The 22,866-nt window shown below is 56.5% G+C and carries 22 protein-coding genes; 13 read left to right on the forward strand and 9 right to left on the reverse strand.

The window, feature by feature from the left end; all coding sequences use genetic code 11:
• The first annotated feature begins 132 nt into the window (after nt 1–132).
• Together AAFM46_RS14080 and AAFM46_RS14085 are read left to right on the forward strand one after the other, a co-directional pair.
• On the forward strand, nt 133–1,158 hold the full coding sequence (locus tag AAFM46_RS14080; RefSeq protein ID WP_283530023.1) for a 6-phosphofructokinase: 1,026 nt from the start codon (nt 133–135) through the stop codon (nt 1,156–1,158).
• Between the two features lie 70 nt (nt 1,159–1,228).
• Nucleotides 1,229–1,945, forward strand: a complete 717-nt coding sequence (locus AAFM46_RS14085) for a GNAT family N-acetyltransferase (protein WP_283530021.1) — start codon at nt 1,229–1,231, stop codon at nt 1,943–1,945.
• Here the strand turns inward: AAFM46_RS14085 and AAFM46_RS14090 are convergent.
• From AAFM46_RS14090 to AAFM46_RS14110, 5 genes are all read right to left on the reverse strand, one after another.
• Nucleotides 1,899–3,404 carry an MFS transporter gene (locus AAFM46_RS14090; RefSeq protein ID WP_343318441.1) on the reverse strand — a complete coding sequence of 502 codons (1,506 nt, stop codon included), beginning with the start codon at nt 3,402–3,404 and terminating at the stop codon, nt 1,899–1,901. The two genes, AAFM46_RS14085 and AAFM46_RS14090, sit on opposite strands and share 47 nt — an antisense overlap.
• Before the next feature lie 49 nt (nt 3,405–3,453).
• Nucleotides 3,454–4,026 (reverse strand): PadR family transcriptional regulator, encoded by a 573-nt coding sequence (locus AAFM46_RS14095; protein ID WP_283530017.1) that lies wholly within the window; start codon nt 4,024–4,026, stop codon nt 3,454–3,456.
• Between the two features lie 143 nt (nt 4,027–4,169).
• Complete coding sequence (locus AAFM46_RS14100) at nt 4,170–5,267, reverse strand: folate-binding protein (protein ID WP_343318442.1); 1,098 nt, start codon at nt 5,265–5,267, stop codon at nt 4,170–4,172.
• Between the two features lie 152 nt (nt 5,268–5,419).
• Nucleotides 5,420–6,022 (reverse strand): FABP family protein, encoded by a 603-nt coding sequence (locus AAFM46_RS14105; protein WP_283530013.1) that lies wholly within the window; start codon nt 6,020–6,022, stop codon nt 5,420–5,422.
• Nucleotides 6,023–6,206: 184 nt separating this feature from the next.
• Complete coding sequence (locus AAFM46_RS14110) at nt 6,207–6,941, reverse strand: permease (RefSeq protein ID WP_343318443.1); 735 nt, start codon at nt 6,939–6,941, stop codon at nt 6,207–6,209.
• A 143-nt stretch (nt 6,942–7,084) separates the two neighbouring features.
• Here AAFM46_RS14110 and AAFM46_RS14115 point away from each other — a divergent pair, with 143 nt between their 5' ends.
• The 11 genes from AAFM46_RS14115 (at nt 7,085) to AAFM46_RS14165 (ending at nt 18,307) form a co-directional block, all read left to right on the forward strand.
• Nucleotides 7,085–7,783 carry a response regulator transcription factor gene (locus tag AAFM46_RS14115; protein ID WP_343318444.1) on the forward strand — a complete coding sequence of 233 codons (699 nt, stop codon included), beginning with the start codon at nt 7,085–7,087 and terminating at the stop codon, nt 7,781–7,783.
• 354 nt (nt 7,784–8,137) lie between these two features.
• Complete coding sequence (gene mshD / locus AAFM46_RS14120; RefSeq protein ID WP_283530007.1) at nt 8,138–9,124, forward strand: mycothiol synthase; 987 nt, start codon at nt 8,138–8,140, stop codon at nt 9,122–9,124.
• Nucleotides 9,125–9,205: 81 nt separating this feature from the next.
• Nucleotides 9,206–11,449 carry an RNA degradosome polyphosphate kinase gene (locus AAFM46_RS14125; protein ID WP_283530005.1) on the forward strand — a complete coding sequence of 748 codons (2,244 nt, stop codon included), beginning with the start codon at nt 9,206–9,208 and terminating at the stop codon, nt 11,447–11,449.
• Nucleotides 11,449–12,414 (forward strand): NUDIX hydrolase, encoded by a 966-nt coding sequence (locus AAFM46_RS14130; RefSeq protein ID WP_343318446.1) that lies wholly within the window; start codon nt 11,449–11,451, stop codon nt 12,412–12,414. The genes AAFM46_RS14125 and AAFM46_RS14130 overlap by 1 nt, the downstream gene beginning before the upstream one ends.
• A 158-nt stretch (nt 12,415–12,572) precedes the next feature.
• A complete protein-coding gene (locus AAFM46_RS14135; RefSeq protein WP_343318447.1) occupies nt 12,573–14,255 on the forward strand; it encodes a hypothetical protein in 1,683 nt (560 codons plus the stop codon).
• Nucleotides 14,256–14,261: 6 nt separating this feature from the next.
• On the forward strand, nt 14,262–14,678 hold the full coding sequence (locus tag AAFM46_RS14140; RefSeq protein ID WP_283529999.1) for a GntR family transcriptional regulator: 417 nt from the start codon (nt 14,262–14,264) through the stop codon (nt 14,676–14,678).
• Between the two features lie 13 nt (nt 14,679–14,691).
• A complete protein-coding gene (locus AAFM46_RS14145) occupies nt 14,692–15,510 on the forward strand; it encodes a thymidylate synthase (protein WP_343318448.1) in 819 nt (272 codons plus the stop codon).
• Nucleotides 15,507–16,091: a dihydrofolate reductase gene (locus AAFM46_RS14150; RefSeq protein ID WP_343318449.1), complete on the forward strand. Its 585-nt coding sequence runs from the start codon at nt 15,507–15,509 to the stop codon at nt 16,089–16,091. The genes AAFM46_RS14145 and AAFM46_RS14150 overlap by 4 nt, the downstream gene beginning before the upstream one ends.
• A 108-nt stretch (nt 16,092–16,199) precedes the next feature.
• Nucleotides 16,200–17,249, forward strand: coding sequence for a WXG100 family type VII secretion target (locus AAFM46_RS14155; protein WP_343318451.1), 1,050 nt, complete (start codon nt 16,200–16,202; stop codon nt 17,247–17,249).
• 45 nt (nt 17,250–17,294) lie between these two features.
• Nucleotides 17,295–17,930: a hypothetical protein gene (locus tag AAFM46_RS14160; RefSeq protein ID WP_283529991.1), complete on the forward strand. Its 636-nt coding sequence runs from the start codon at nt 17,295–17,297 to the stop codon at nt 17,928–17,930.
• On the forward strand, nt 17,930–18,307 hold the full coding sequence (locus tag AAFM46_RS14165) for a hypothetical protein (protein WP_283529989.1): 378 nt from the start codon (nt 17,930–17,932) through the stop codon (nt 18,305–18,307). The genes AAFM46_RS14160 and AAFM46_RS14165 overlap by 1 nt, the downstream gene beginning before the upstream one ends.
• 406 nt (nt 18,308–18,713) lie before the next feature.
• Here AAFM46_RS14165 and AAFM46_RS14170 read toward each other — a convergent pair whose 3' ends face one another.
• The 4 genes from AAFM46_RS14170 to AAFM46_RS14185 all read right to left on the reverse strand — a co-directional run bounded on the left by AAFM46_RS14170 (nt 18,714) and on the right by AAFM46_RS14185 (nt 22,824).
• Nucleotides 18,714–19,445, reverse strand: a complete 732-nt coding sequence (locus AAFM46_RS14170) for a hypothetical protein (RefSeq protein ID WP_283529987.1) — start codon at nt 19,443–19,445, stop codon at nt 18,714–18,716.
• Nucleotides 19,446–19,694: 249 nt separating this feature from the next.
• A complete protein-coding gene (locus tag AAFM46_RS14175; RefSeq protein WP_343318452.1) occupies nt 19,695–20,630 on the reverse strand; it encodes an NADP-dependent oxidoreductase in 936 nt (311 codons plus the stop codon).
• 32 nt (nt 20,631–20,662) lie between these two features.
• Nucleotides 20,663–22,318 (reverse strand): MDR family MFS transporter, encoded by a 1,656-nt coding sequence (locus AAFM46_RS14180; protein WP_343318454.1) that lies wholly within the window; start codon nt 22,316–22,318, stop codon nt 20,663–20,665.
• Nucleotides 22,319–22,341: 23 nt separating this feature from the next.
• The gene (locus AAFM46_RS14185) at nt 22,342–22,824 is read right to left on the reverse strand and encodes a MarR family transcriptional regulator (RefSeq protein WP_283529981.1); all 483 of its coding nucleotides are present in this window, start codon (nt 22,822–22,824) and stop codon (nt 22,342–22,344) included.
• Between the last annotated feature and the right edge of the window lie 42 nt (nt 22,825–22,866).

The following is a 22,866-nucleotide window of genomic DNA, read 5'->3' on the forward strand; positions in this document are numbered from 1 at the left end:
GTAGTCCGGAAGTGGGTCCACGGACCGGTCATGGAGTTGCCGAGATCACATGAACGTCTAGACTGATCTACAGAGGAGCTCAATGGTGCGCTCAACCATCCATTGACCCACCCTCTAAGGATCTAAATACACATGAAGATTGGAATTCTCACCAGCGGCGGAGACTGCCCTGGCCTGAATGCGGTAATACGCGGCATTGTCCTCAAAGGCATCAAAGTTCACGGACACGAGTTTGTTGGTTTTCGTGATGGCTGGCGCGGAGTGGTCGAGAGCGACATCATGGACCTGCCACGCCAGATGGTGCGTGGTATCTCCAAGCAGGGCGGCACCATTTTGGGCACCTCACGGACCAACCCGTTTGAAGGTAATGGTGGCCCGGAAGTCATCAAAGCCAACATGGACCGCCTAGGGATAGATGCAATCATTGCCATTGGCGGCGAAGGAACACTTGCGGCGGCGCGCAGGCTCACGGATGCCGGCCTGAAAATCGTGGGTGTTCCCAAAACCGTTGACAACGACCTTGACGCCACCGATTACACCTTTGGTTTTGATACGGCAGTGCAGATCGCAACCGAGGCCATCGACCGGCTGCGCACCACCGGCGAATCGCACCACCGGTGCATGATCGCCGAGGTTATGGGCCGCCACGTTGGATGGATCGCATTGCATGCCGGCATGGCCACCGGCGCCCACGCTGTCCTGATCCCGGAGCAGAACACCAGCATGGACCAGATCATCGCTTGGGTGAATGAAGCCCACGACCGCGGCCGTGCACCACTGGTGGTTGTGGCTGAAGGATTCGTCCCAGACCACCAGGATTCAGCTCATTCAGAGCGCGGCTTGGATACTTTTGGCCGTCCACGCCTGGGTGGCATCAGCGAGCAGTTGGCCCCGGAAATCGAGGCACGCACTGGGATCGAAACCCGAGCAACCATTCTTGGCCACATTCAGCGCGGCGGCGTGCCTTCGAGTTTTGACCGCGTGCTCGCCACACGTCTGGGCATGGCCGCAGTTGACTCCGTGGTGGAGGAACGCTGGGGAACCATGGTCTCGCTCAAGGGTACCGAGATTGAGCATGTGCCCTTCGAGGCAGCTCTTGGGAACTTGAAAACCGTTCCCCAGCATCGTTACGACGAGGCCGCAATTTTGTTCGGCTAACAGTCACTGGATCTTCTTGCTTTGAGCGCCCTGGCACACACAAGTGCGCCAGGGCGCTAACGTTTAAACCATGACATTCGAGATTTCCTCCGCGCCCATCGTTTTTTTGGCGTGGGAGCGCGGTCTGGGACTACCCGCAGATTCACTCTTAGCCGACACTGGAAATGCGCGGATCATTCATCCGGTGCCGTCACAGACACTGACCTTTATCAGGTTGTGGGACAGATCAATCCTCACCGGACCTGTCCATCTTCTGAGTGCCGCAGATGCCTTTGATGACGACGAACTCAGCGATCACAGTACTATGCTGCGTCTGACCAGGGCCGACGGCGGTCGGGGCATGGGCACGCAGGCGCTGTACTACGCGGACGATCTGGAGCTGCACCAACCCGAAGGAACGGTTCACGTTTCCACAGCCCCGGAGCAGGCTATGGAGTTGGAATCCTTGTGTCCCCCTGACGATGTCAATGACGTTGCGCTGGCAACACGGGCAAATAAGTTCACTGTGATGCAGACAGGCACCCCCGACGCCGGACCCCTTGCCTGTAGCGCCTATGGCGAGTATCAGGGCCTGCTGGCACAGTTGGGAACTTTGGTGGCACCTGAGTTTCGCCGCCAAGGAGTTGGCGCCTTGGCCACAAGCATTGCGGCCCATGAAGCGCTGTCGGCCGGGCTCATTGTGCAGTGGCGGGCAGACGTGAACAACGCCGGCGCCCACGCCTTGGCGACATCGTTGGGACTTAGCGTTGCCGGGTTACAGACTCAGGTGCATCTACAGAGTCACTAAACTCGGCGTAGATGGCAGATACATCACGCGGTTTAGCGAACATAATAGCCATCGCCGCACCCAAAATCACTGCTGCTGCAGGGAGCAGCGTTGACTGGGCCATCGCTGTGGAGAACCCTGCCTGCAAGAATTCCGGCAGTTGCCCGGATACTCCCGTTGCCCCGCCCGCCGCTCCCGCCGGCATTTCTGCCGCCAACCGGGCCGAGATCAGGGCTGCAATGGCCGCACTGCCCAAGACTGAACCAATCTGCCGCGTGGTGTTGTATACCCCGGCACCTGCTCCGGCCTCGTTCGGGCGCAGATTACGGGTTGCTGTCGTGGATAGTGGTGCCCAAATTCCGGAGCTGGCGATGCCGAGTAGCCCGCTTGGGAGAAGAAAGAGCCAAATGGGTGTTTCGGGGCTCATCAGCGCAGCGGTCCACGTCAAGGACACTGACATGAGAATGAAACCTGTGAAGGCCACGTAGCGCGGGTTGACCGCGTCCACGAGCTTGCCCACAAAGGGGGCCAAAATGCCTGAGAACAACGCCATGGGGACCATCATGAGCGCAGATTGGGTGGGTGTCATTCCACGCACCAGCTGGTAGTAGAAGAACAACGGCAGGCTCATGGCTGTGATGCTGAAGCCCATGGTTGTAATAGCTATATTGGCCAGTGAAAAGTTCCGCACCTTGAACAAATGCAGCGGTACCAGTGGTTCGCCCTTATTGATCGCCTGCCACCAGACGAAGGCGATGAGGAACAGAACCCCAGCAATAATTAGTCCCCATACGCTCAACGGGCCCGCGATGGTGCCCCAGTCATAGGTGGCCCCTTCTTGGATGCCAAAAACTAGCAATAGCAAGCCCACAGAACTGAGCAGAACACCCAGCAGATCAAATTTGTGGTCGTGCGTTTTCAGCGTTGGCACCAGACGCCATGCCATGACAAAAGCAACGACCCCAACGGGCACGTTGACAAAGAAGATCCATTCCCAGCCCAGACTGTCGACCAGAACACCACCAAGAATAGGTCCAACCAGCATGGCAACACCAGCAGTGGCACCCCAGAGGCCCATGGCGGGGCCGCGCTTGTCTGGAGCAAAGATGCGGGTGATGACGGCCATTGTCTGAGGAGTCATCATGGCAGCGCCCAGGCCCTGGGCAACGCGAGCAAGAATAAGTGTAGAAATATCCCCAGAAAAACCGCACCACAAAGAAGCCAGAGTAAAGACCGTCAGGCCCACAAGGTAGAGATTCTTCGGACCGTATTTATCACCCAGCCGCCCAGATACAAGCAGCGGAACGGCGTAGGCCAAAAGATAGGCGCTAGTCACCCAAATCACCGAGTTTATGTCGGTATTCAGGCCCTCCATGATCTTAGGGTTGGCCACCGAAACGATGGTTGAATCGACCAGGATCATATAGAAACCTAGAACGAGTGCCCATAACGCGGGCCACGGTTTTGCCACGATTTCCATGGGTTGATCCTTAGTGTTAGAACTCTTGTTTATTGCTTATTTCAATGTCTTATTTGGTGCCGATCCCCCAGGGAAGTGAGCCGTTGCGGATATTGGCGCGCAGTTTGTGGATCCAGTCGAGCTCGGACCGCAACTGATGTTGTTGATAGTCCACATTGATCCAATACTGCTCCGGCACTTCCCGTGCACGTGCCACTGAAGTCTGAGATTCCAAGGTAGCCACTTCCTCTTCAAGTGCCACGGTGCGTTGCCCTAAAAGTTCAATAGCGCTGGCTGCCGGCAGATTGTGCGCTTCGGAAAGTGCCTGTGGAAAGCGAGGGTATTCTTTGACAGGTTGCGAGAGCAGTTGACACAGTTCAATGGTCAACTGCTCTCGGCCAGCCGCCAGAATTGCGTAGGTTGTCCGTTCCGGACGGTTACCGTCACGATCAGTTCCCACCGTTTCAACCAGTTCAGCCGCCGCCAGCCTGCCCATCGCATGGTAAAGAGTTCCGGGTCTGACCTTGAGTATCCGGTCTTCGTGGCGTTGCACCAGCAATTGATACATCTCATAAGGATGCATAGCCCGCTCAACGAGCAGGCCCAGAATAGCCATGGCAAGAGGTGAAAGCTGTTGTCGCACTTGTAACCCTTCTGATAGGTATCTCAGCGAGTTATTCGCAGGATGTTATTGGCAGAATCTGTCTGATTACCTATCTATTCCACACGAAGTATTCCACGCGGAATAGTGAGACACAAACCTACGCATCAACAGCCCCAACGCTGTTACCGAGGTGGACGAAGGAACCCGGTGGCCCGGCCTACGACTTGACCTGCTTGCGGGGCAACAATGACCTCTTGACTGGCGGGGTAGACCTCACCGTCGTCGGTTACACTCAACACTGCCTGCGGATCAACGGAGCGTTTGATCAGCGCAAGCGCAATAGGCCCCATCTCAAAGTGCTGGGCACTGGAAGTTACAGTGCCCACCACACGTTCCTCGAAGGAAACCTCGCTCCCGGCGGCCGGCAGGGTGTGAAGGGAGCCATCGAGCTGGAGAAACACGAGTCTGCGCGGCGGCCGCCCCAAATTGTGCACACGCGCAACCGATTCCTGGCCCTTGTAACATCCTTTGTCCATGTGCACGGCGGTACGCAGCAGGTCCAGTTCGTGCGGAATTGTTTTCTCGTCCGTTTCCGCGCCTCGGCGTGGACGCCAAGCAGCCACTCGGAGCGCTTCAGCTGCCCACACACCAGCCAACGGACGCTGCCCCACAGCATCCACCAATTCAGTAGCCGGAATCAAGTACTCGCGCCAAGGCCGCTCTAGTCCGGGATGCTCTTCCGCAGCAACGGCTGCATAACTGTACCCACCGGCACCAACATGCGGCCACGGATCAACCCACGCCACATAATTGCCCCATTCGGGAACTTCTGCAACAGAACCAACCACTGCCCAGCTTCTCGAGGCATCGGCAACCTCTACCCGCAACATGAACTTCATGGAGTTCAACCACTGCGCCAACGGTGCTGCCTCATCGGTTTCCACAATCAACCAGGTGCATTCACCGTCATCTACAACACGGGCATCAAATTCAATGCGGCCCTGGATAGTAAGCAGGAGCAGTTCAGTGCCTATTCCGGGCGCCAAATTTGTCAGAGCCTGGGATGAAAGCGTGTTGAGCCAACTAAGCCTGTCGGGGCCGGTCACAGTAACCACACCACGGTGGGAAAGATCTACGACGGCGGTTCCCGGCTTCCCCAGATACCCCGCCAACAGGCGCTGTTCACGGTTGGGTTCACCGTAGTGGGAAGCTACGCCAGCGTCTTGGCCGCCCGCTTGCACGGCACCGGCACGGTTCAACAACGGACTTAAATAGCTCATATACTCTCTAACGCCTTCTCTTGATGGCCTATTCCGGCACTTTCACAAAACCCATCCGGTGCAATAATTGGCCAGGACGGACCATTGTAAATAGGACCAAAACTGCTCCGTAATCAGCAACGGCACAATGCGGCCGGCGTGGGGCTATGAAATTACAAAGTAACTTTGTGCAAGGCGGCGGAGGCGTGAGCGGCAAGAGCCTTACCCTGGGCGGCAACGTCCCAACGCCAGTACAAGTCGCTGTTAACGAGACCAAAAATACGGGTCGCCGCAGTGTAATCCTTAGCTCCGGCTCCGCGCATGACAGCATCGGTTGAAAGCTGAATCTGGGGACCCTCAATGGTGCCGTAGTACAGCTCCGAGATGCCACCGGGGTGCACAATATTGGCCATGATGTTGAACCCACCATCAGCATTGCGGAGGGCCTCAACATCATCCGCTGTTCGAAGCGCAGGCACTATCTCCGCAGGTATCAGGCCGGGGCCGCCGTCGGAGTCGTTTAATTTTCGGTCAAGCTGCCAAAACCCTGTTTCCACGGAAAGTGGCCGCAAAACAGTACCCGCTTCATCTGTTAACCACGACTCAGCTGTGTATTGCAAATAGGGCAGTCCATTGGCTTTGAAGGTTACAGTCTGGGTGAAAAACTCAGAGTCAGCATCGCCAGCGCCTAGCCGGCCCGCTCCACTCCATGTTCCAAGCAGCCACGACAACGGCACAAGTTCAGGAGTCAGGTCTGTGGGGATCTCAATGGGCATGGCAGGTTACTGCTGACCCTTGAAAAGCCGCCATACCACCAGCCCGGCAAACCAAGCCATGGCCACGCTGGCTACTACTAGGAGACTGATGTAGAAGATTTCTAAGGCAAGTACGCTCATAATGCCATCCTACAAGGTTCTCTTGAGTGTTCCAGCAATCTCCGTATGGCCTGCGTCTTGGTCGCTAGTACAGGATCATTTTTTCAACGAAATAAACAAGCGTGCCAAGGGACAGGATTGGGGCTAGCGCTGCCGCAACCACACCCAGGACCACGGCTGGCGTGCCGGCGAGGGTGCGGATTCGGCGGAAAGCCGCAATGACAGCTCCGACGAGGACCCCTAGAATTGCGGCCGGAATAATGCGGACATCAGAGAAAAGCAGCGCGGCAAGGGGCCCTACTAAAGCAGCCACTCCTATCGCCAGGGGCCCAACAACCCTGTCAGGCCATGCCAACATGCCCACCAAAAGCGCCACTGCTGCGCTGATTGCCACGATAAGGGTCATGCCGGGCTCACCCAGGAACCGAAAAGAGGCCACCCATCCACACGTGAAGCCAGCGATGGCAACACCTGCTCCGGCGCCAAGGGTGGATTCAAGCCGGTGCTTTTGCCCTGTTCCGCGAATAATTTGTACGGCCATAACTGCGCCAAAACCAACGGCTATATAGATGGGGGTCCACACCAAGAAGTCGCCCCCCGTCGCCAATCCTGCGGTCACGGCTGCGCCAACCCCTGTCAAAGCAATGACGGTTCCCAAGGTTTTCTTGGCTGGAATACCTAAATATTGCGGCCAGCCATAGCCAAAGACCACCGCGAGGGCGATGCTCACGCCAACCGCATAACCAAGACCCAGAGAGTGCCCGGCCACCAGCAGTGCTAAAGCGATGATTCCAATAAGTCCGGCAGTATATGACTTCACACATCAATCCTGCCCTATTCCCCCGGTACAATGTGGAGCAACCCTGTGGACAGAGCATTTAGTTTTGGCTCGTGCCGCCATCTTTGGTTACGGCCCCGATCAAAGCTCAAGAACGCGCACTTGGGATACTTTTCAAGGAAGACATGTCGCAGATATTAATGCTGACCAACAACCGCGGCAGTTCCGTGGAGGTTTTGCCTGCGCTCGAACTTTTAAGCCACACCGTCCATATTCTTCCGGCAGTCCCTACTGCCTTGCTCGAGGCCAAACCCTCAGATTTGATCATGGTTGATGCTCGCAAGGACTTAGCCGGCTCCCGTTCATTAACTCAGTTGCTGCGGGCTACCGGCATCAGCGTTCCCCTATTGCTTGTTTTAACCGAGGGAGGTATGGCCGCTGTGACGGCTTCCTGGGCAGCCGATGATGTCGTGGTTGATTCGGCCAGCCCCGCTGAGGTTGAGGCGCGGATCCGGTTGGCGGTGACCCGGGCAGCCAACACCGAGGAAACCGCACCCCAGAAAATTCAGGCTGCAGGGATCGTTATCGATGAGGATAGTTACACGGCCAGGGTCCACGGCACAGTCCTGAACCTGACGTATAAAGAGTTTGAGTTACTCAAATATCTTGCTCAGCATCCCGGGCGTGTCTTTAGCCGGGCGCAACTGCTTAACGAGGTGTGGGGCTATGACTATTACGGGGGAACCCGCACAGTCGATGTGCACATTAGACGCTTGCGCGCGAAATTGGGGGTTGAGAATGAAAAACTTATCAGTACTGTGCGCAATGTCGGTTACCGACTTATTACATCCAAGACGGACCACAACGTCCTAAGCGCGACATAGCCTCAGGCCCAAAACACCAGCAGAACCTAAGAAGGCCCGTTTCCTTGATGGAAACGGGCCTTCTTCATTCGTGGAGGACATACGGGTCGAACGTATCGAGGACACCCCACTGGTGCATCCCCCCAGTTGAAACCGCAAGAATCAGAGGATTCCCAACAATTTCTAGCAACGTGGACTCCCACGATGTGCTGCTCACAAACTCTATGTCAAGACTCCGGCCGGAGGCAAACTGGCTGCCCCAAAATGTGTCATGGGTCATTAGTGGGGCGCAAACAGCACCGTCACGGCACGATTCGAGCCGATCTGTCTCAAAGAGTCTCGCATTAGCTCAGGCAAGCCCACTAGGCTGGGGTTATGAGCCCCGCAAAGATTGACAGCTGGCCTGTGACGGTCATTCAAGGAGCCCCCGGGCCCGAGCTTCTCCAAGAGATGGCGAGCGTGATTGACGCTGCGGAGGACGCGGACGGCAATCCTCCCTTCTCCGAGCAAACTTTGGTGGAATTAAAGTCTGCGACTGCAGGTTCCCCCAGTGTGCTGACACTTCTAACGTATGCCCCCGAGGACGCCTCGCCCACTGTTGGCGAAGACCTTGCAGGCATAGCAGTTGTTGTGCTGGACGGCAGCGAAGGGGTGTTGGAGATTGTTGTGCATCCGGCATACCGCAACGACGGGGTGGGTGCAATTTTGGCCGACAAACTGGTTGAGGTACGAGGACTGCAGGGCATCAAGGCGTGGTCCCACGGCGGTCATGAAGCTGCGGCGGACCTGGCTGCCAGCTACGGCTACCGGGCCATCCGTGAACTGTGGCGTATGCGCCTTGTCCGGGCGTCACCGTCGTCCGGCACCACGGCTACACAATCGGCTGCTCACTACCAGAGGCCCGACGGGGTGCGGCTACGAACATTTGTTCCCGGCCAGGATGAGGAAGCCTGGTTAGCCGCCAACGCGGCAGCCTTTGCCCACCACCCGGAACAGGGATCACTCACCTTGGCTGATCTTCAGGCTCGCGAGGAGGAACCGTGGTTTGATCCGGCCGGTTTCTTCCTTGCAGTCAATGACGCCGACGAGATTCTGGGGTTCCACTGGACCAAGGTCCACCCTGCCCGTGCGGGGCAAGCTGCCATGGGCGAGGTTTATGTTGTGGGGGTAACTCCGGCAGCACAGGGGTTGGGTCTGGGTAAAATCCTGACACGACAGGGCATGGATCACCTGCAGAATGCAGGATTGAGCGCCATTATGCTTTACGTTGATGCAGACAATGAGGCGGCGGTTTCGTTGTATCGCAAGCTTGGTTTCACCAAATGGGATTCGGATGTCATGTACGGACCAATGTCGGCATAACCTGCACATTGCTATTGCAGTCGGCATCGGATGCGGCTTGTAAGGTTGACTCAAGGCAATACCAACCACGAGGATTTTTTAATGAAGCGCGAATACAAGGGACCCGGGGCCACTGTGAGTACAAAGAGCCGGGAACGTTTTGTTTCAGGTGAAGTACCGGCCTCACGAGCTACTCAGGACCGGATTGAGATCCCCGAGTTTGAGCCAACACTCATTCCCGAGGGCGATATCAGCGCCGACAGGTTCCTTGACCGTGAGCTGAGCTGGCTGGCATTCAACGCCAGGGTCTTGGAACTTGCTGAAGATCCGGACCTGCACTTGTTGGAACGAGTAAACTTCCTGTCCATTTTCGCGTCCAACCTGGATGAGTTTTTCATGGTGCGGGTGGCGGGACTTAAACGCCGCATTGCTGCCGGGCTGGCGGTACCCTCACCTGCCGGGCTGAGCCCCATAGAAGTGCTGGAGCAGGTCAGTAACGCCGCCCACGAACTTCAGGCACGGCACGCCCATGTTTTTGCGAGCCAGATTCGCCCGGCACTGGCCTATGAACACATCCACTTGGTGCATTGGGATGAGCTCGATGACAAGGCCAAGTCCGCGTTGTCTAAAATGTTTGGCGATAAGATCTTCCCGATTCTCACGCCGCTGGCAGTGGACCCCGCCCACCCTTTCCCCTACATTTCCGGGCTGTCACTTAATTTGGCTGTTGTGGTTCGCAACCCTGTCAGTGAGAAGGAACTCTTCGCAAGGTTGAAGGTGCCGGATCTCTTGCCCCGTTTGGTTGCTGTTGATGGCCCCCGTGCCGGGACTGTCCCCGGGCGCGTGGCGCGCTTCATCCCGCTGGAAGAGGTCATCGCCGAGCACCTTGACCAGCTTTTTCCCGGCATGGAGATTGTGGAGCACCACTCATTCCGAGTCACTCGCAATGAAGACCTCGAGGTTGAAGAGGACGACGCCGAGAATCTCCTGCAAGCTCTGGAGAAGGAACTACTGCGTCGAAAATTTGGTCCCCCCGTCCGTCTCGAGGTCACCACCGACATCAACCCAAGTGTTCTTGCACTTCTTGTGCGCGAACTTGACGTTGATGAGGCAGAAGTTTATTCGCTGCCTGCTCCTTTGGATTTGCGTGGCCTGTCCATCATCGGCTCCATTGATCGTCCCGATCTGCGCTACCCCAAACATGTGGCCCACACTTCCCGGGACCTGAATGCTTCGGAAACCTCCAAGGCGGCTAACGTCTTTGCCGCCATGCGCCGTCGTGACATTCTGCTCCACCACCCCTACGATGCCTTCTCTACGTCAGTGCAGGCATTCCTGGAACAAGCGGCAACCGACCCCAAGGTTAGGGCAATCAAACAAACCCTGTACAGAACATCTGGGGACTCACCCATTGTGGATGCCTTGGTGGACGCTGCCGAAGCGGGTAAACAGGTTTTGGCTCTTGTTGAGATCAAAGCCCGATTTGATGAGCAAGCCAATATTTCCTGGGCCCGGAAGCTTGAACAAGCCGGGGTGCACGTTGTGTACGGCATTGTTGGTTTGAAAACTCACTGCAAGTTATCTCTTGTGGTGCGCCAGGAACAGGATGGGTTGCGCCGCTACTGCCACATCGGCACTGGCAACTATCACCCCCGCACAGCAAGATACTACGAGGATCTGGGGCTGTTGACCGCCGATAACCAAGTGGGCGAGGATCTGTCCAAGCTCTTCAATCAGCTCTCCGGATACGCACCCAAGTCATCCTTTGACCGTCTGCTAGTGGCTCCGCGCTCCGTGCGTTCAGGATTGATTGAGCGCATAGATAGAGAAATTGCGAACAAGAAGGCAGGGCTTCCGGCCCGAGTTTGCATCAAGGTCAACTCAATGGTGGATGAAGCCATCATTGACTCTCTATACCGTGCTTCTCAGGCCGGTGTGGAGGTTGGTGTGATTGTGCGAGGTATTTGCTCATTGCGTCCGGGCGTTCCGGGGCTCAGTGAAAACATAACCGTTAGATCATTCCTTGGTCGCTTCCTTGAACACTCGCGTGTGTTCACCTTTGCCAACAATTTAGAGCCAGTGGTTTACATTGGTTCCGCGGATATGATGCACAGAAACCTCGACCGCCGGGTTGAGGCGCTGGTTCAGCTTTCCAATGCGGAAGACATCGCCGAGGTCAACTCACTGCTTGAGCGCTATCTTGATCCGGGGACTGCCAGCTGGCATCTGGATAACGAAGGTCAGTGGAAGCGTTTCCATCTCGACAATGAAGGAAAACCTTTGCTCGATATCCAGTCATGGCTGCTCGCCAGCCGTTCACGTTCGCGATCAACACTGCACCGGTAATGCGCAACACTGAAAACCTCGAGGAAACCGTGGACGACGACGCTGCCGTCTCCATCTACGCTGCCGGAGCCCTTTGCTGGCGGATTAAGAAAAGGAAGCTTGAGCTCCTGCTGATCCACCGTCAGCGTTACGATGACTGGTCGTGGCCCAAGGGCAAGCTTGACGCTGGCGAGACGCTTGCCGAATGTGCTGTGCGTGAAGTGCACGAAGAGGTGGGTCTGCCCATCACCTTGGGCATTCCGCTGCCATCAATTCAGTACGTTGTAAAAGCCGGTCTGAAGGAGGTCCATTATTGGGCTTGTGCCACAGATGACATGCCTCCCATCCCCGATGGGAAAGAGGTTGACAGCGTTATTTGGTGCAGTCCCAACAAGGCTCGCGGACTACTGTCCAACCCTTCCGATTTGGAGCCTCTTGAGGCTTTGGCTGCGGCCTTTGAGGGCGGGACTCTAGCGACCTGGCCATTGCTGGTGATCAGGCACGCTAAAGCAAAGCCGCGGTCCGCATGGACCCGGGCGGAAGGTGAAAGGCCACTGGCCGCAACAGGTAAACGTCAGGCGCTGTATCTGCAGCGGCTCTTGATGTCATGGCATCCTGAGCGGATTCATACCAGCGGCTGGATGCGGTGCATAGCCACAATCTCCCCGTACGCCCAGGCAACAAAGGCCAAAGTCAAGGTGGTTCCGTGGTTGACCGAATCTGACCACAAGCGTCATCCAATAAAAACCGCTGCAGTTATAGACCGATTGCTGAGCAAAACAAGTGCCACGGCTGTCTGCACTCACCGCCCCGTTCTGCCAACGGTAATAGGTGCCCTGGCCACCCACATGTCCCCCGTTTTGGCCAGCTCATTGCCCATGATTGACCCATATCTTTCCCCTGGAGAGGTACTGATCGCTCATGTTTCCGCCACCGAGCCTGGGCGGATCGTGGCAGTGGAGCAACACAAACCATACGAGGACTGACCCGCCCCCGTTGAAGTTGGAGATGATGACACCACTCCGTCCTCCGGGGTGTCATCATCTCCAACTTCAACGGGGACCAAGGCTTTCCCTTCACCTCTTTGTACCGTACGCTCAGTACAAAGTGTTCGATACACAGCGTGATCATCGATGGGGAAATAGTGTTTGCACCAAACCTGACCGAAGTGTTAATCCTTCTGGGGCTAGTGGGCGTTGGCGTCACAGCCATCACCTACCTGATCCTGCGGCTCTTCGTGTGGAGTGAGCCTGCAAGCAAATCTTTGGAATACATCCGCAAACATGCCTTGTGGACAGGCATTCTTGCCTGGGCCTTGAGCAGCTTGGCCGGCGCAGCCCACGCCGGACTCTACGATCCCACACGGATTGCCGTGCCGGGGGAGCAGTGGACGCTGCTACCTTGGTTCGCGATCATTGCCCCTGCGGTGGCCATTGTTGGTGTCAACGCCATTGGCCAGGCCACCTGGCCGGCACCAAAATCGGCAAAACGAGTGGCTGTTCTTGAATTTCGCCGGGCCCGGGACTATGTCCAACGTGGTTTGGGCTGGACGGTGCTGGGCGTCTTTGCACTCTCTGCCGGAGTGCTGGCATTCCTCTTTTTTGTCCCCGGATTTATATCCAGTCAGGGGGTCGTAGTGAGCCCATCCGGCGAATCCATTGTGAGCTATCAAGGACGCCTTCCGGGATACGTCTTGGCAACCGCGCTCACCGTCGCATTGCTGATCCTGAGTGCCGGAACATTGCTGGTCATGCGGCTTATTGCCTCCCGCAGATCTTTAGAAGCCCTCACAACCGATCAAAACACCACCCTTCGTGTCATTGGCATGAACAGAGCGCTCCGGGTGAGTGCCACGGTGGCCTCGGGCTTGGCTGGCATAGCCGGAAATTATCTCGCCCAACCAGCCCCGGACTCAGGCACTACCTCATGGACGAACTGGTTGGGCATCGTCAATGCGATGGTGCTGATCGCCATGCTCCTATGGAAGCCGCCTTTTCTTGACACTGAGATGGACGACGCCGGATACAACTCTTTGTTTATCAACGGAACCTCGCAGGACCCTGCATGGAGAAACGGAGCCGGCGCAGCCAGACTGACTGGAACAGCCGGGATCGTGGCACCTGCCTCTGCCGTGGCTGGGCTTCTGCTGGGACTGAGCCTCACCCAGTGGTTTGGCTGGCTTGGTCCGCTGGCACTTGCGCTGGTGTTTACCCTCCTGACCCACCTCGGGCTGGAACTGCTGCTGCGCCGTAATTATGCTCCGCCCAGAAAAGTGGTGCCAAGTACAGTCGCGCCAAATACAGTCGCGCCAAATACAGTGCGGACTTCTCTGAAGGCGGGCGTTCCGGTTACTCTCACACTTGCCATCAGCATCAGCGCCGTGGCACTGATCCCGGCACTGATCACGGTTGCCGGGATCACTAGGGGCGGAGCGAATGACTGGCCAGGATTGAGCGGCTCAGCACCTCACTTCCTTGTCCCTCTAGTAGTTGTGCTGGCCGTTGTTGTTACAGGCGCCTGTGCTGCAACCGTTGTCTGGCTGCGGCCCGCGCTGACGGATGTGGCCCCAGTACTTGAGCGGACATTGCGGCGGCGGGCCCTGTTCCGGATCCTTCGCACGGTTGCTGGTGGGTTATGGGCCGTTCTTGGCGCAGTCACCTTAAATATTGGCACCGCGCCGAGTCTCAGCGAAACAGCCCAGGATTCCGGCCTGGGGATTGTGGGCGTAGCTTTCCTGGTGCTTGCCGCTGTTCTGTGCTTTTATCCCGTCAGGAGCTTCACCCCGGCAGAATATCTGCCGGGCACGGCCGCCCGCGTGAGCAAGTAGCGTTGCATGGAAGCGCGGATTGTTATTGATCTTCAGACGGCCACCCCTCCCTACGAACAAGTCCAGAGACAAATCGCCTCCCTGATCGCTGTTGGCGAGCTGCAAATCGGCACCCGGCTGCCCACCATCCGCAGCCTGGCCGGCGATTTGGGTGTGGCCGCAGGCACCGTGGCCCGGGCCTACAAGGAACTTGAAGCGGCAGGACAAGTCACAACGAACCGCCGGCAAGGGACCGTGGTGGCGGGAACCGGAGTTGCTCAAACACAACCACAAAAGCCCCACCACCCACCTGAGGTAAGCAATGGGCTGGCGGTGCTGGCCGCCGTCGAACATCTCATACAAACCAGCGAAGAAGCAGGACTGGATGCGAAGACCCTGATTTCCCTGGTCCAAGGACAGCTGAACCGTCGAGGCTCCCAGTAGGTAGACTTGCCCCGTGACTATTTTGACCCCTTATGAGGACTTGCTCCGTGACGTACAGGCCAACGGCACCGCGAAGGCTGACCGCACGGGTACCGGCACCAGCAGCGTCTTTGGCCGCCAGCTACGCTTCGATTTATCCCAGAGTTTCCCGCTAATCACCACTAAACGGGTGCATTTCAAGTCGGTAGCCATGGAATTGCTGTGGTTCTTGCGCGGGGACTCAAATGTGAGTTGGTTGCAGGAGAACGGCGTAAAGATCTGGAATGAATGGGCCAACGACGACGGCGAACTCGGCCCCGTCTACGGCGTCCAGTGGCGCTCATGGCCTACCCCAGACGGGGAACATATTGACCAGATTGCGCAAGTCATGGATTCTCTGACCAGCAATCCGAATTCACGCCGGCACATTGTTTCGGCGTGGAATGTGGGTGAGCTGGCGAACATGGCGCTACCGCCGTGCCACGCTTTCTTCCAGTTCTATGTTGCCCCCACGGAAGACGGCCGCGGAAAACTCAGCTGCCAGTTGTACCAGCGCTCTGCCGACACCTTCTTGGGTGTGCCATTCAACATTGCCTCTTATGCGCTCCTGACTATGATGGTGGCCCAGCAACTGGACATGGAACCGGGCGAGTTTATTTGGACAGGCGGGGACGTGCATATCTACGACGATCACCGGGAGCAGGTTGCCGAGCAGCTTTCCCGCACCCCTTACCCGTACCCACAGCTGCGCTTCACCCGCACACCTGAATCGATTTTCGATTATACTTTTGCTGATTTCGAGCTAGTCAATTACCAACACCACCCCACGATTAAGGCCCCGATCGCCGTATGAGTGAGACACCCTCCACACCCACGCGCTACCGTTTCACCCAGCCGATCATTGGCATGATTTGGGCGCAGACTAAGAACGGGGTAATTGGCGCAGACGGCGGCATGCCCTGGGCATTGCCGGAGGATATGGCCCACTTCAGGCGGGTTACCCGCGGCCACCCAGTGGTCATGGGACGACGTACATGGAATTCTTTCCCCGCGAAATTCCGTCCACTTCCGGAGCGCACCAACATTGTGGTGACGCGCCAGGCTGGGTGGGCAACAACAGCTGAGGCAAGTGGGGCGGTGGTTCTTGACTCGTTGGAAGAGGCACTTGTGCAGGCCCAGCTCTCCCCCGGCGGCAATGAAGTGTGGGTCATTGGCGGTGGTCAGGTTTACGAACAGGTCAAGGAGCATTGCAACGTCGCAGTCATCACTGTAATTAATACGGACGTACCAGGGGATACTCAAGCTCCTACTCTTGGTCATGAATTCTCTTTTCGCGGCGGCTCTCCTCTTGAGGGTTGGCACACCTCAAAAAACGGGACTGAGTACAGGATCACTCTCTGGGCACGGGGAGAAACAGAGTTCTCACAGGAGTAGCAATTCGTTGCCATGGGCAGTCCACCCCATCGCAACACGGCTTGGCCACGGCTAAGCTCTTTCTTGACTCATATTTCTGTTTCTGTCCTCTAGTAATCCGGAGCCACCATGTCACAAATGCTGGGCGCTGATGTTGAAGAACTGCGCGCGCTAGCCAGGGACTTCTCTGGCAACTCACAAAAGCTGGTGCAAGCACAAAAGCTGCTCGACGGCGCAGTGAACCAGCTCCCGCGCTATTGGCAGGGGCCTGATGCACAACGCTTTGCCTCACAGTGGCGCGGCCAGCACCGCGGAGTTATTTCCCGTACGGCTGCAATGCTGGATGAAACCGCTACTGAACTTAACAGGCACGCCGTCGAGCAGGAGCAGGCAAGCTCCACCTCAAGCCTGACCGGTGGCGGTGGCACTGACGGCAAGGGAACGGAAAGCAATCCGGGTTCGGATTCCGAGAACAAAACCTGGTTTGATAAATACGTCAAAGAGCCCTGGGGCGTCTATAAATTCTTTCCTGACACGTTGAGAACTCTCCGAGATATCACCTTCACCGGCGATCTGCTACTCCACGCCAAGGACCTAAAAGCCGCGTGGGGAACCCCAGGGGCCATTGGCACTTTCATGGACTCTCGCTGGTTCAACATGGGCCCAACTACGAAGTTCCTGCACAACGGAGCTCAACTACTGGAGGGCGGGGAATACGCGCAATCGCTCGCCAGGGGACCTCACGCTGCCAAAATTGCGGGACTAGTCGATGGTGCCGGTAAGACTTTGGGCTGGGCTGGCGTGGCAATAGACGGCGCCTCGGGACTGAACAAAATCATTCATGGAAACGCTTTCGGTGAAGGGTACAAGGACGGTGACATTCTTGGAAACGTGAAAGTCGCCACTGATTCCGGTGCCGCAGATCTTGTCAGAGCGGGGATCGGCGCAGCCGCCTTGATACCCGGTCCACAACAACCGATTGCAATTCTGGCTACCGGAGCCATCGCTATCTACGACAATTGGGACAAGATCGAAGCCGGCGCCCAGTGGCTGGGTGAGAACGGTCCCAAGGCAGTTGAAGCCGTGAACGACTTCGCGGGCGACGTTGCCGAAAATACTGTTGCTGCTGTCAGCGACGTTGTAAAGAGTCCAGAGAAATTGTTGCCATGGAATTGGTGATCACAACTGTGAATAGCCCCCTAACAGACTTGAAGGAGACCTAGCATGAGCGTAGAAGAATCCATGGGCGGATTTGGCATCGCCGAGATCCAATACATGTTGTCCCGTTTTCAAAATCAATCTGCTGCAGTTGCTGCCGCCACGCTTCAGGCGCAGTACCCGGCTGATAACAAAGACATGCTACTCGCTGGCGCATCTTCACTCCTTGCCCGCGACTTGCTGGTCTCCGAAGACGGCGAGACAATGTTGCCAAAGGCTCTGGCTGCTGCAGCTGTCTACGCCATCGGAAATTCGACCCGCTGGGTCTCAGTGGCTTTCACCTCAGATAGCCAAGGCGCAGGCGTAGTTTATTTCCTGAACAACGAAGTCAATCTCATGATGCAGGGCCGTGGTTTGGGTGGTTGGTTCGCTTCGGCACAGAAAGCAGATGCGGACCTACCTGAAAGCTGGCTGGAAATGGCAAAGCTTTTTGCTCATGACAATGAGAATGCAGCAATTGTCTTCACATCAACGGATGAAGCAAGCAACCTGAGCAATGTGGCACTTCGGAGAAACCAGTCTGGTTGGGAAGCAGCTGCGGGAACTGGATCCGAGCAGACACTCCAGATTCCCGGGACCTTCAGTGATGCAGAGATCCGAACCTTACTTGCCGAAAAATTGTTGGCTAAACAGGACAGTTAATGACACACACCCCCCCAGAGACTCCGTCAGAGCCCTATGAGCCGCACCCCGCGAATCTGATCCGTGACCGTCAGAAGATGCGGAGCCAGTACGGACCGTTTTCCTACACGCGCGGCATGTATGTCCACGGGGCCCAGACCCCGCTGAAGCCACGTAATATACGGATTCGCAGCTCCATCCCCATCGTGTTTGCAGTCATTGTCGCGGCCTTTGGTGTTTGGTTTTTGCTCAATGACGGCTACCTCTCGGGAGTCTTGCTGATCTTCGCTTTCGCGGCCGCCATGCTTGCGCTCAGTTGGGTTGGTTTCCGAACAGCACGCATCCGTGAGAAGTGGGAACGCGAAAACCCGTCGCAGGCTAAGAACATCACTTACTGAAGTTCTTAGCCATGTGCGGCACCCATTGCACGGGCACCACCAAAACCCCCGTACAAATGATCAGGCATGCGCTTATACCCGCCCGCGCTGCTATGACACCGCGCTTAATGGCTGGAGAACTGGTAGCAGGCCGTTGAGCCGCAAAAAACTCGGAGTTGCCAAACTCTGAAGCGGGGCTACTGGATGTCCCTGCCCTCAAATAGGCTCTTTGGCTTCGCGCAAAGTCTCCGGCCAACCCAATAGATCAAACGGTGTTTGAGCGCTAGTGACGATACTTTCGCGGGCTTGGATTAAGACTGGTTCGACACCGAGCTTATTGGCACCAAAAGCAACCGTGGCAAGAACTGCTGTTAGCGGTAATGAAAAAGTTGCCCATTTACAGTCCCCGTCCGGCCGGGGTGACTACTCACATCGATGGTTGCCTCACCGCCACCGCTAATGACCGTTGGGCTTCTTGACGTATTGCCTGTATTTCGCCGTTATTCTGAACATCCGTAAGTGTCGCTAGAGAATCAGGGTGGTTGAAACTCTCAAGAGCACGGACGATCTTCCATTGCAGCAAATCATCGTTGGGGTTCCCCTGGAATGTCTCGATCAGGCGATTAAGCGTGAGAACTTTGTCTCTAGGATCCACCTCAGAGTAAAAGCACATGAACCCAATCGCATCGATAACTTCAACAACTTCTTCCCGGGCGCCATCGGAAATCACCGAAACAAGCATCGGCAGAACGTGGGGATCCATTCGGGCGAGTACCCGAGCCACAATGTCTCGTGGAAGCGGATAGCTGGTTTTTCTAAATCTCTCCGGAGACGGATGCTTGTGCTGATTTGATCCAATTTTGCCAAGGCAGGCAGCAAGCAGCTGTGCGCACTCCAAGCCTCCGCTTTGAAGCGCCGTACAGAGCTCGAGCTTCGTATATAGCTTGGTTTCGCGTGTGAGTCGGTTTAAGAACATAGTGTTCAATGAATCGTCGACGCGGGGCATCAACGCCAGTAGACGGATAGCGCAGGATCTCTCAACAGCATCCTCGGCTTCAAGTTGCCGAATCAGCCCGTCCGTGGTCAGCGTGCGGAAACGGGCAAGGTCCTCCTCCGTGAGGAACCCCCGGCTACGCAATTGACTCTTCTGACTTTTCATTTGCTCTCACCCTAACTTGGGCTGGCACTAGACGGGGTTGCTGCGCCGGGCGTGCATGAGCTTCGGGAACGTAATCATGGTGGAACAGAGGAGGCGATCCTGCCCGCACTTGAAGATATGGTGGGATATCTCTGTCAACCGGAGGACCACCTGCTGGTGGTAATGACAACGAACTCACAGCGCACTTGGCGCAGGTGCAACGTTCAGAGACTGCGCTCAGGTTCCGCAAACGTGGCGTTGGCCGTGCGATTACCCAAGGTGCAGCACAACCTTTCCCCGAGCATGCCGGGTCGCTACCTTCTCCAGCGCAGCCAGGGCCTCCCCAAATTCGTAGACCTGCTCCAGTTCTACATGGATTTCACCGGAGGAGATGTCAACCATGAGTTGCACCAGTTCATCCTGAACATCCATCTGGTGAGGAACCAGCTGACACTGCACATCCCGTTCCGGGAGCAACTCATCGCCCGAAATCGTGACCAACGCTCCATAATCTTTGACCACAGGCAAACTATCGCTGGAGGTACCGGGCTGCACAGCGACCGCCGCGTCAACTCCGCCGGGCGTCCACGCCAGGACGCGTTCCTGCCACCTCGGGTCACGGTAATCCAACGCTATTTGTGCACCCAGAGAAAGAATGTGATCCTGATTTGCTGCCGAGGCAGATGCCGCAACCCGCCATCCTCGCTGGCGCGCGATCTGAATAGCCAACGTGCCGATGGCACCTGAGCCGCCGGCTACGAACAACGACCCGCCGGGTGGCATTGTTATCAACGCCCGAAATGCCCTGAGCACTGTGTTCCCTGCAACCGGCACGGCCGCAGCCTCTATGAACTCCATTCCAGTAGGAATCTGTACTATGAGCGCCCCTGCTTTGACGGCCACGAACTCAGCCCATGTTCCACCTTTTGGCTGCATTGAGCTGACAAAGGCAATACGCTCTCCGAGTTCACGGCCGGAGACTTTACTGCCGATCTGCTCGATCACTCCGGCAGCTTCAATACCGATTGGATACGGGTATTTGGCATCACGGGGCAAAAAGTAAGAATCGTGAATACCCACGCCAACGGCGTGCACCCGCACGAGCAACTCGTCTTCCTCGATTGCGGGTACGGGTACCTCTGACAGCTCGACAATCTGTGCACCGGGCTGCCGAATAACGAATGCCTTCATGGTGTTGCGCTCCATCTTGTTCAGTTTATGAGCGTAGCTGTACTTTCTTAGCTTGGCGTGGGCCCCGTTGGCGTGTCCCGATCCACAGCGCAATCACCTGATACAAGACCCGAATCAGCATCAGAGGCTGAACCGTCTTCAGGATTAGTGGCGGGCTTCATCCCTATTGTGCTCCGAAGAGGAGTCCCCCGCACTGCCACAATCGCTAGGACGGAGACCGCCGCAATCATCGCTGCGATCATAAATATGGGACCGAACGCGTCAGCATATGCGTTGTGGAACACCTGCTGTATCGATTCTGGCAGACCACTGATATCCAGCTGGGTCTCACCCGACCCTCCTGAAAGCGCATCAGGCTTTATGCCCATGAAGCCTAGTCCCTTGGCAATATTCGTGCCAACACGACTCGTCAGAACACCACCCAAAACTGCTACACCAATAGCCCCGCCAAGAGAACGGAAGAAGGCGATGGCAGCCGATGCCGCACCAACTTCACTAACGTCAACTGTGTTTTGAACGGCGAGAACAACGTTCTGCACCAAGGCACCAATCCCCAAACCCATAAGAGCCATAAAGATGGCCACAAAGAGGTACGAGGTATCGCGATCAATGGTTCCCAGACCGATCAGACCAATCAGCATGATCACACTGCCAATCATCATCACCGGCTTCCACTGACCAATTCGGCTAACGATTTGCCCGCCGATGGTTGCTGACAGCATTTGGGCAACGATCATCGGTATTGTCATCAGCCCGGCCTGTGTGGGACTCACACCGGCTCCCAGCTGGAAGTACTGAGTCAGGAACACACCCGAACCAAACATGCCCACACCCGCCCCGACACTGGCCACGATCATCCATGCTGCGGTCTTGTTGCGCAGCACGCGGATTGGAATCATCGGTTCAGGTGCCCGCAGCTCAACGAAGACCGTCAAAGCAGCAGCGATCAGGAAGGCGAGCAGGAACAACCCCGACTGCCAGGAGATCCAGTCATAGTCGCTTCCGGCGAAAGTCACCCACAGCATGGGCAATGCTGCCGTGATGGAGACCAGCACGCTACCAAGGTAGTCAATCTTGACTTTGCCGCGCGGCACTGCCGGTAAATGTAGTTTCATCTGAAGCAAAATTAATGCAATAACTGCAAGTGGCACACTCACGAAGAAGCACCACCGCCAGTCCAACGCGTCAGTGATCACACCGCCCAGAAGCGGCCCGGAAACGGTTGCCACCGCCATGACGGCTCCCATGTAACCGGCGTATCGGCCACGTTCCCGCGGCGCGATAATCGAGCCCATAATTGATTGGACCAAGGCCATCAGACCGCCCATGGCCACTCCCTGAACGGCTCGTGCCGTCATCATCATGGCGATGGAGGTGGAGAATCCAGCAGCTACCGAACCTGCCACAAACATGAGAATAGCTATCTGCGCCAAGAGTTTCTTATCGAAAAGATCGGATAATTTCCCCCAGATCGGGGTAACAATCGTCATCGCCAGAAGACTGGCTGTTATGACCCAGGTGTACTGGCGCTGAGTGCCATGCAGATCGGCCATAATGGTGGGCAAGGCCGTGGAAACGATCGTCGTGGAAATTAACGCAGTGAAGAGCGCCGCCAGCAGCCCCGTCATGACCTGCAAAATTTCGCGGTGCGAATACTCCCGTGGTTCAGTTGCCGGTCTGGTTGTGGACCGGTAGGTGCTCATACGTTAAAGTCCCACTTCCGTTATCAGTGCTCTTTCAAGGACGGCTTTGCCGCTAGCTGGACAGTGTCAGGGGTCTGAGTAACTTCAATCAGGTGCACGTTCAAGCGCTCCAGGATACTGATCGCGTGGGCAGCGTCGCTCGGAGACCAATCAGCCAAGGACTCCGCGAACCTGCGCACGGCCTGGCTCTCGCTTTCGATGAGATTGGCTCGTCCGTGCTCTGTGATTGAGATCAAAAATGCTCGGGCATCTTGAGGGTCTGCACGCCGTTGAACCATGCCGTCCGCTTCAAGGGAATCAATGGCACGCGATGCAACGGGAGCGGAGACCAACAGCTGGTGGGCCAACTCCCCCAATCGTGCGTCACGATGATGCAAATACTGCAGGAACCCAAATTTGGTTCCAGTCAGCGACTTATCCCGGCTGCGCTGACCGGAGATTCTAAAGGTGCGGCTGATTTGGACCATCTCCGAAAGGATCTGGCCGGCGTCATCGTAGTCAATCATGTGCACTTCCTTTGCTTACCGCAAGTAACCCTAATGTATTTA

It is taken from the genome of Arthrobacter sp. TMP15, assembly GCF_039529835.1.
Taxonomy (GTDB): domain Bacteria; phylum Actinomycetota; class Actinomycetes; order Actinomycetales; family Micrococcaceae; genus Specibacter.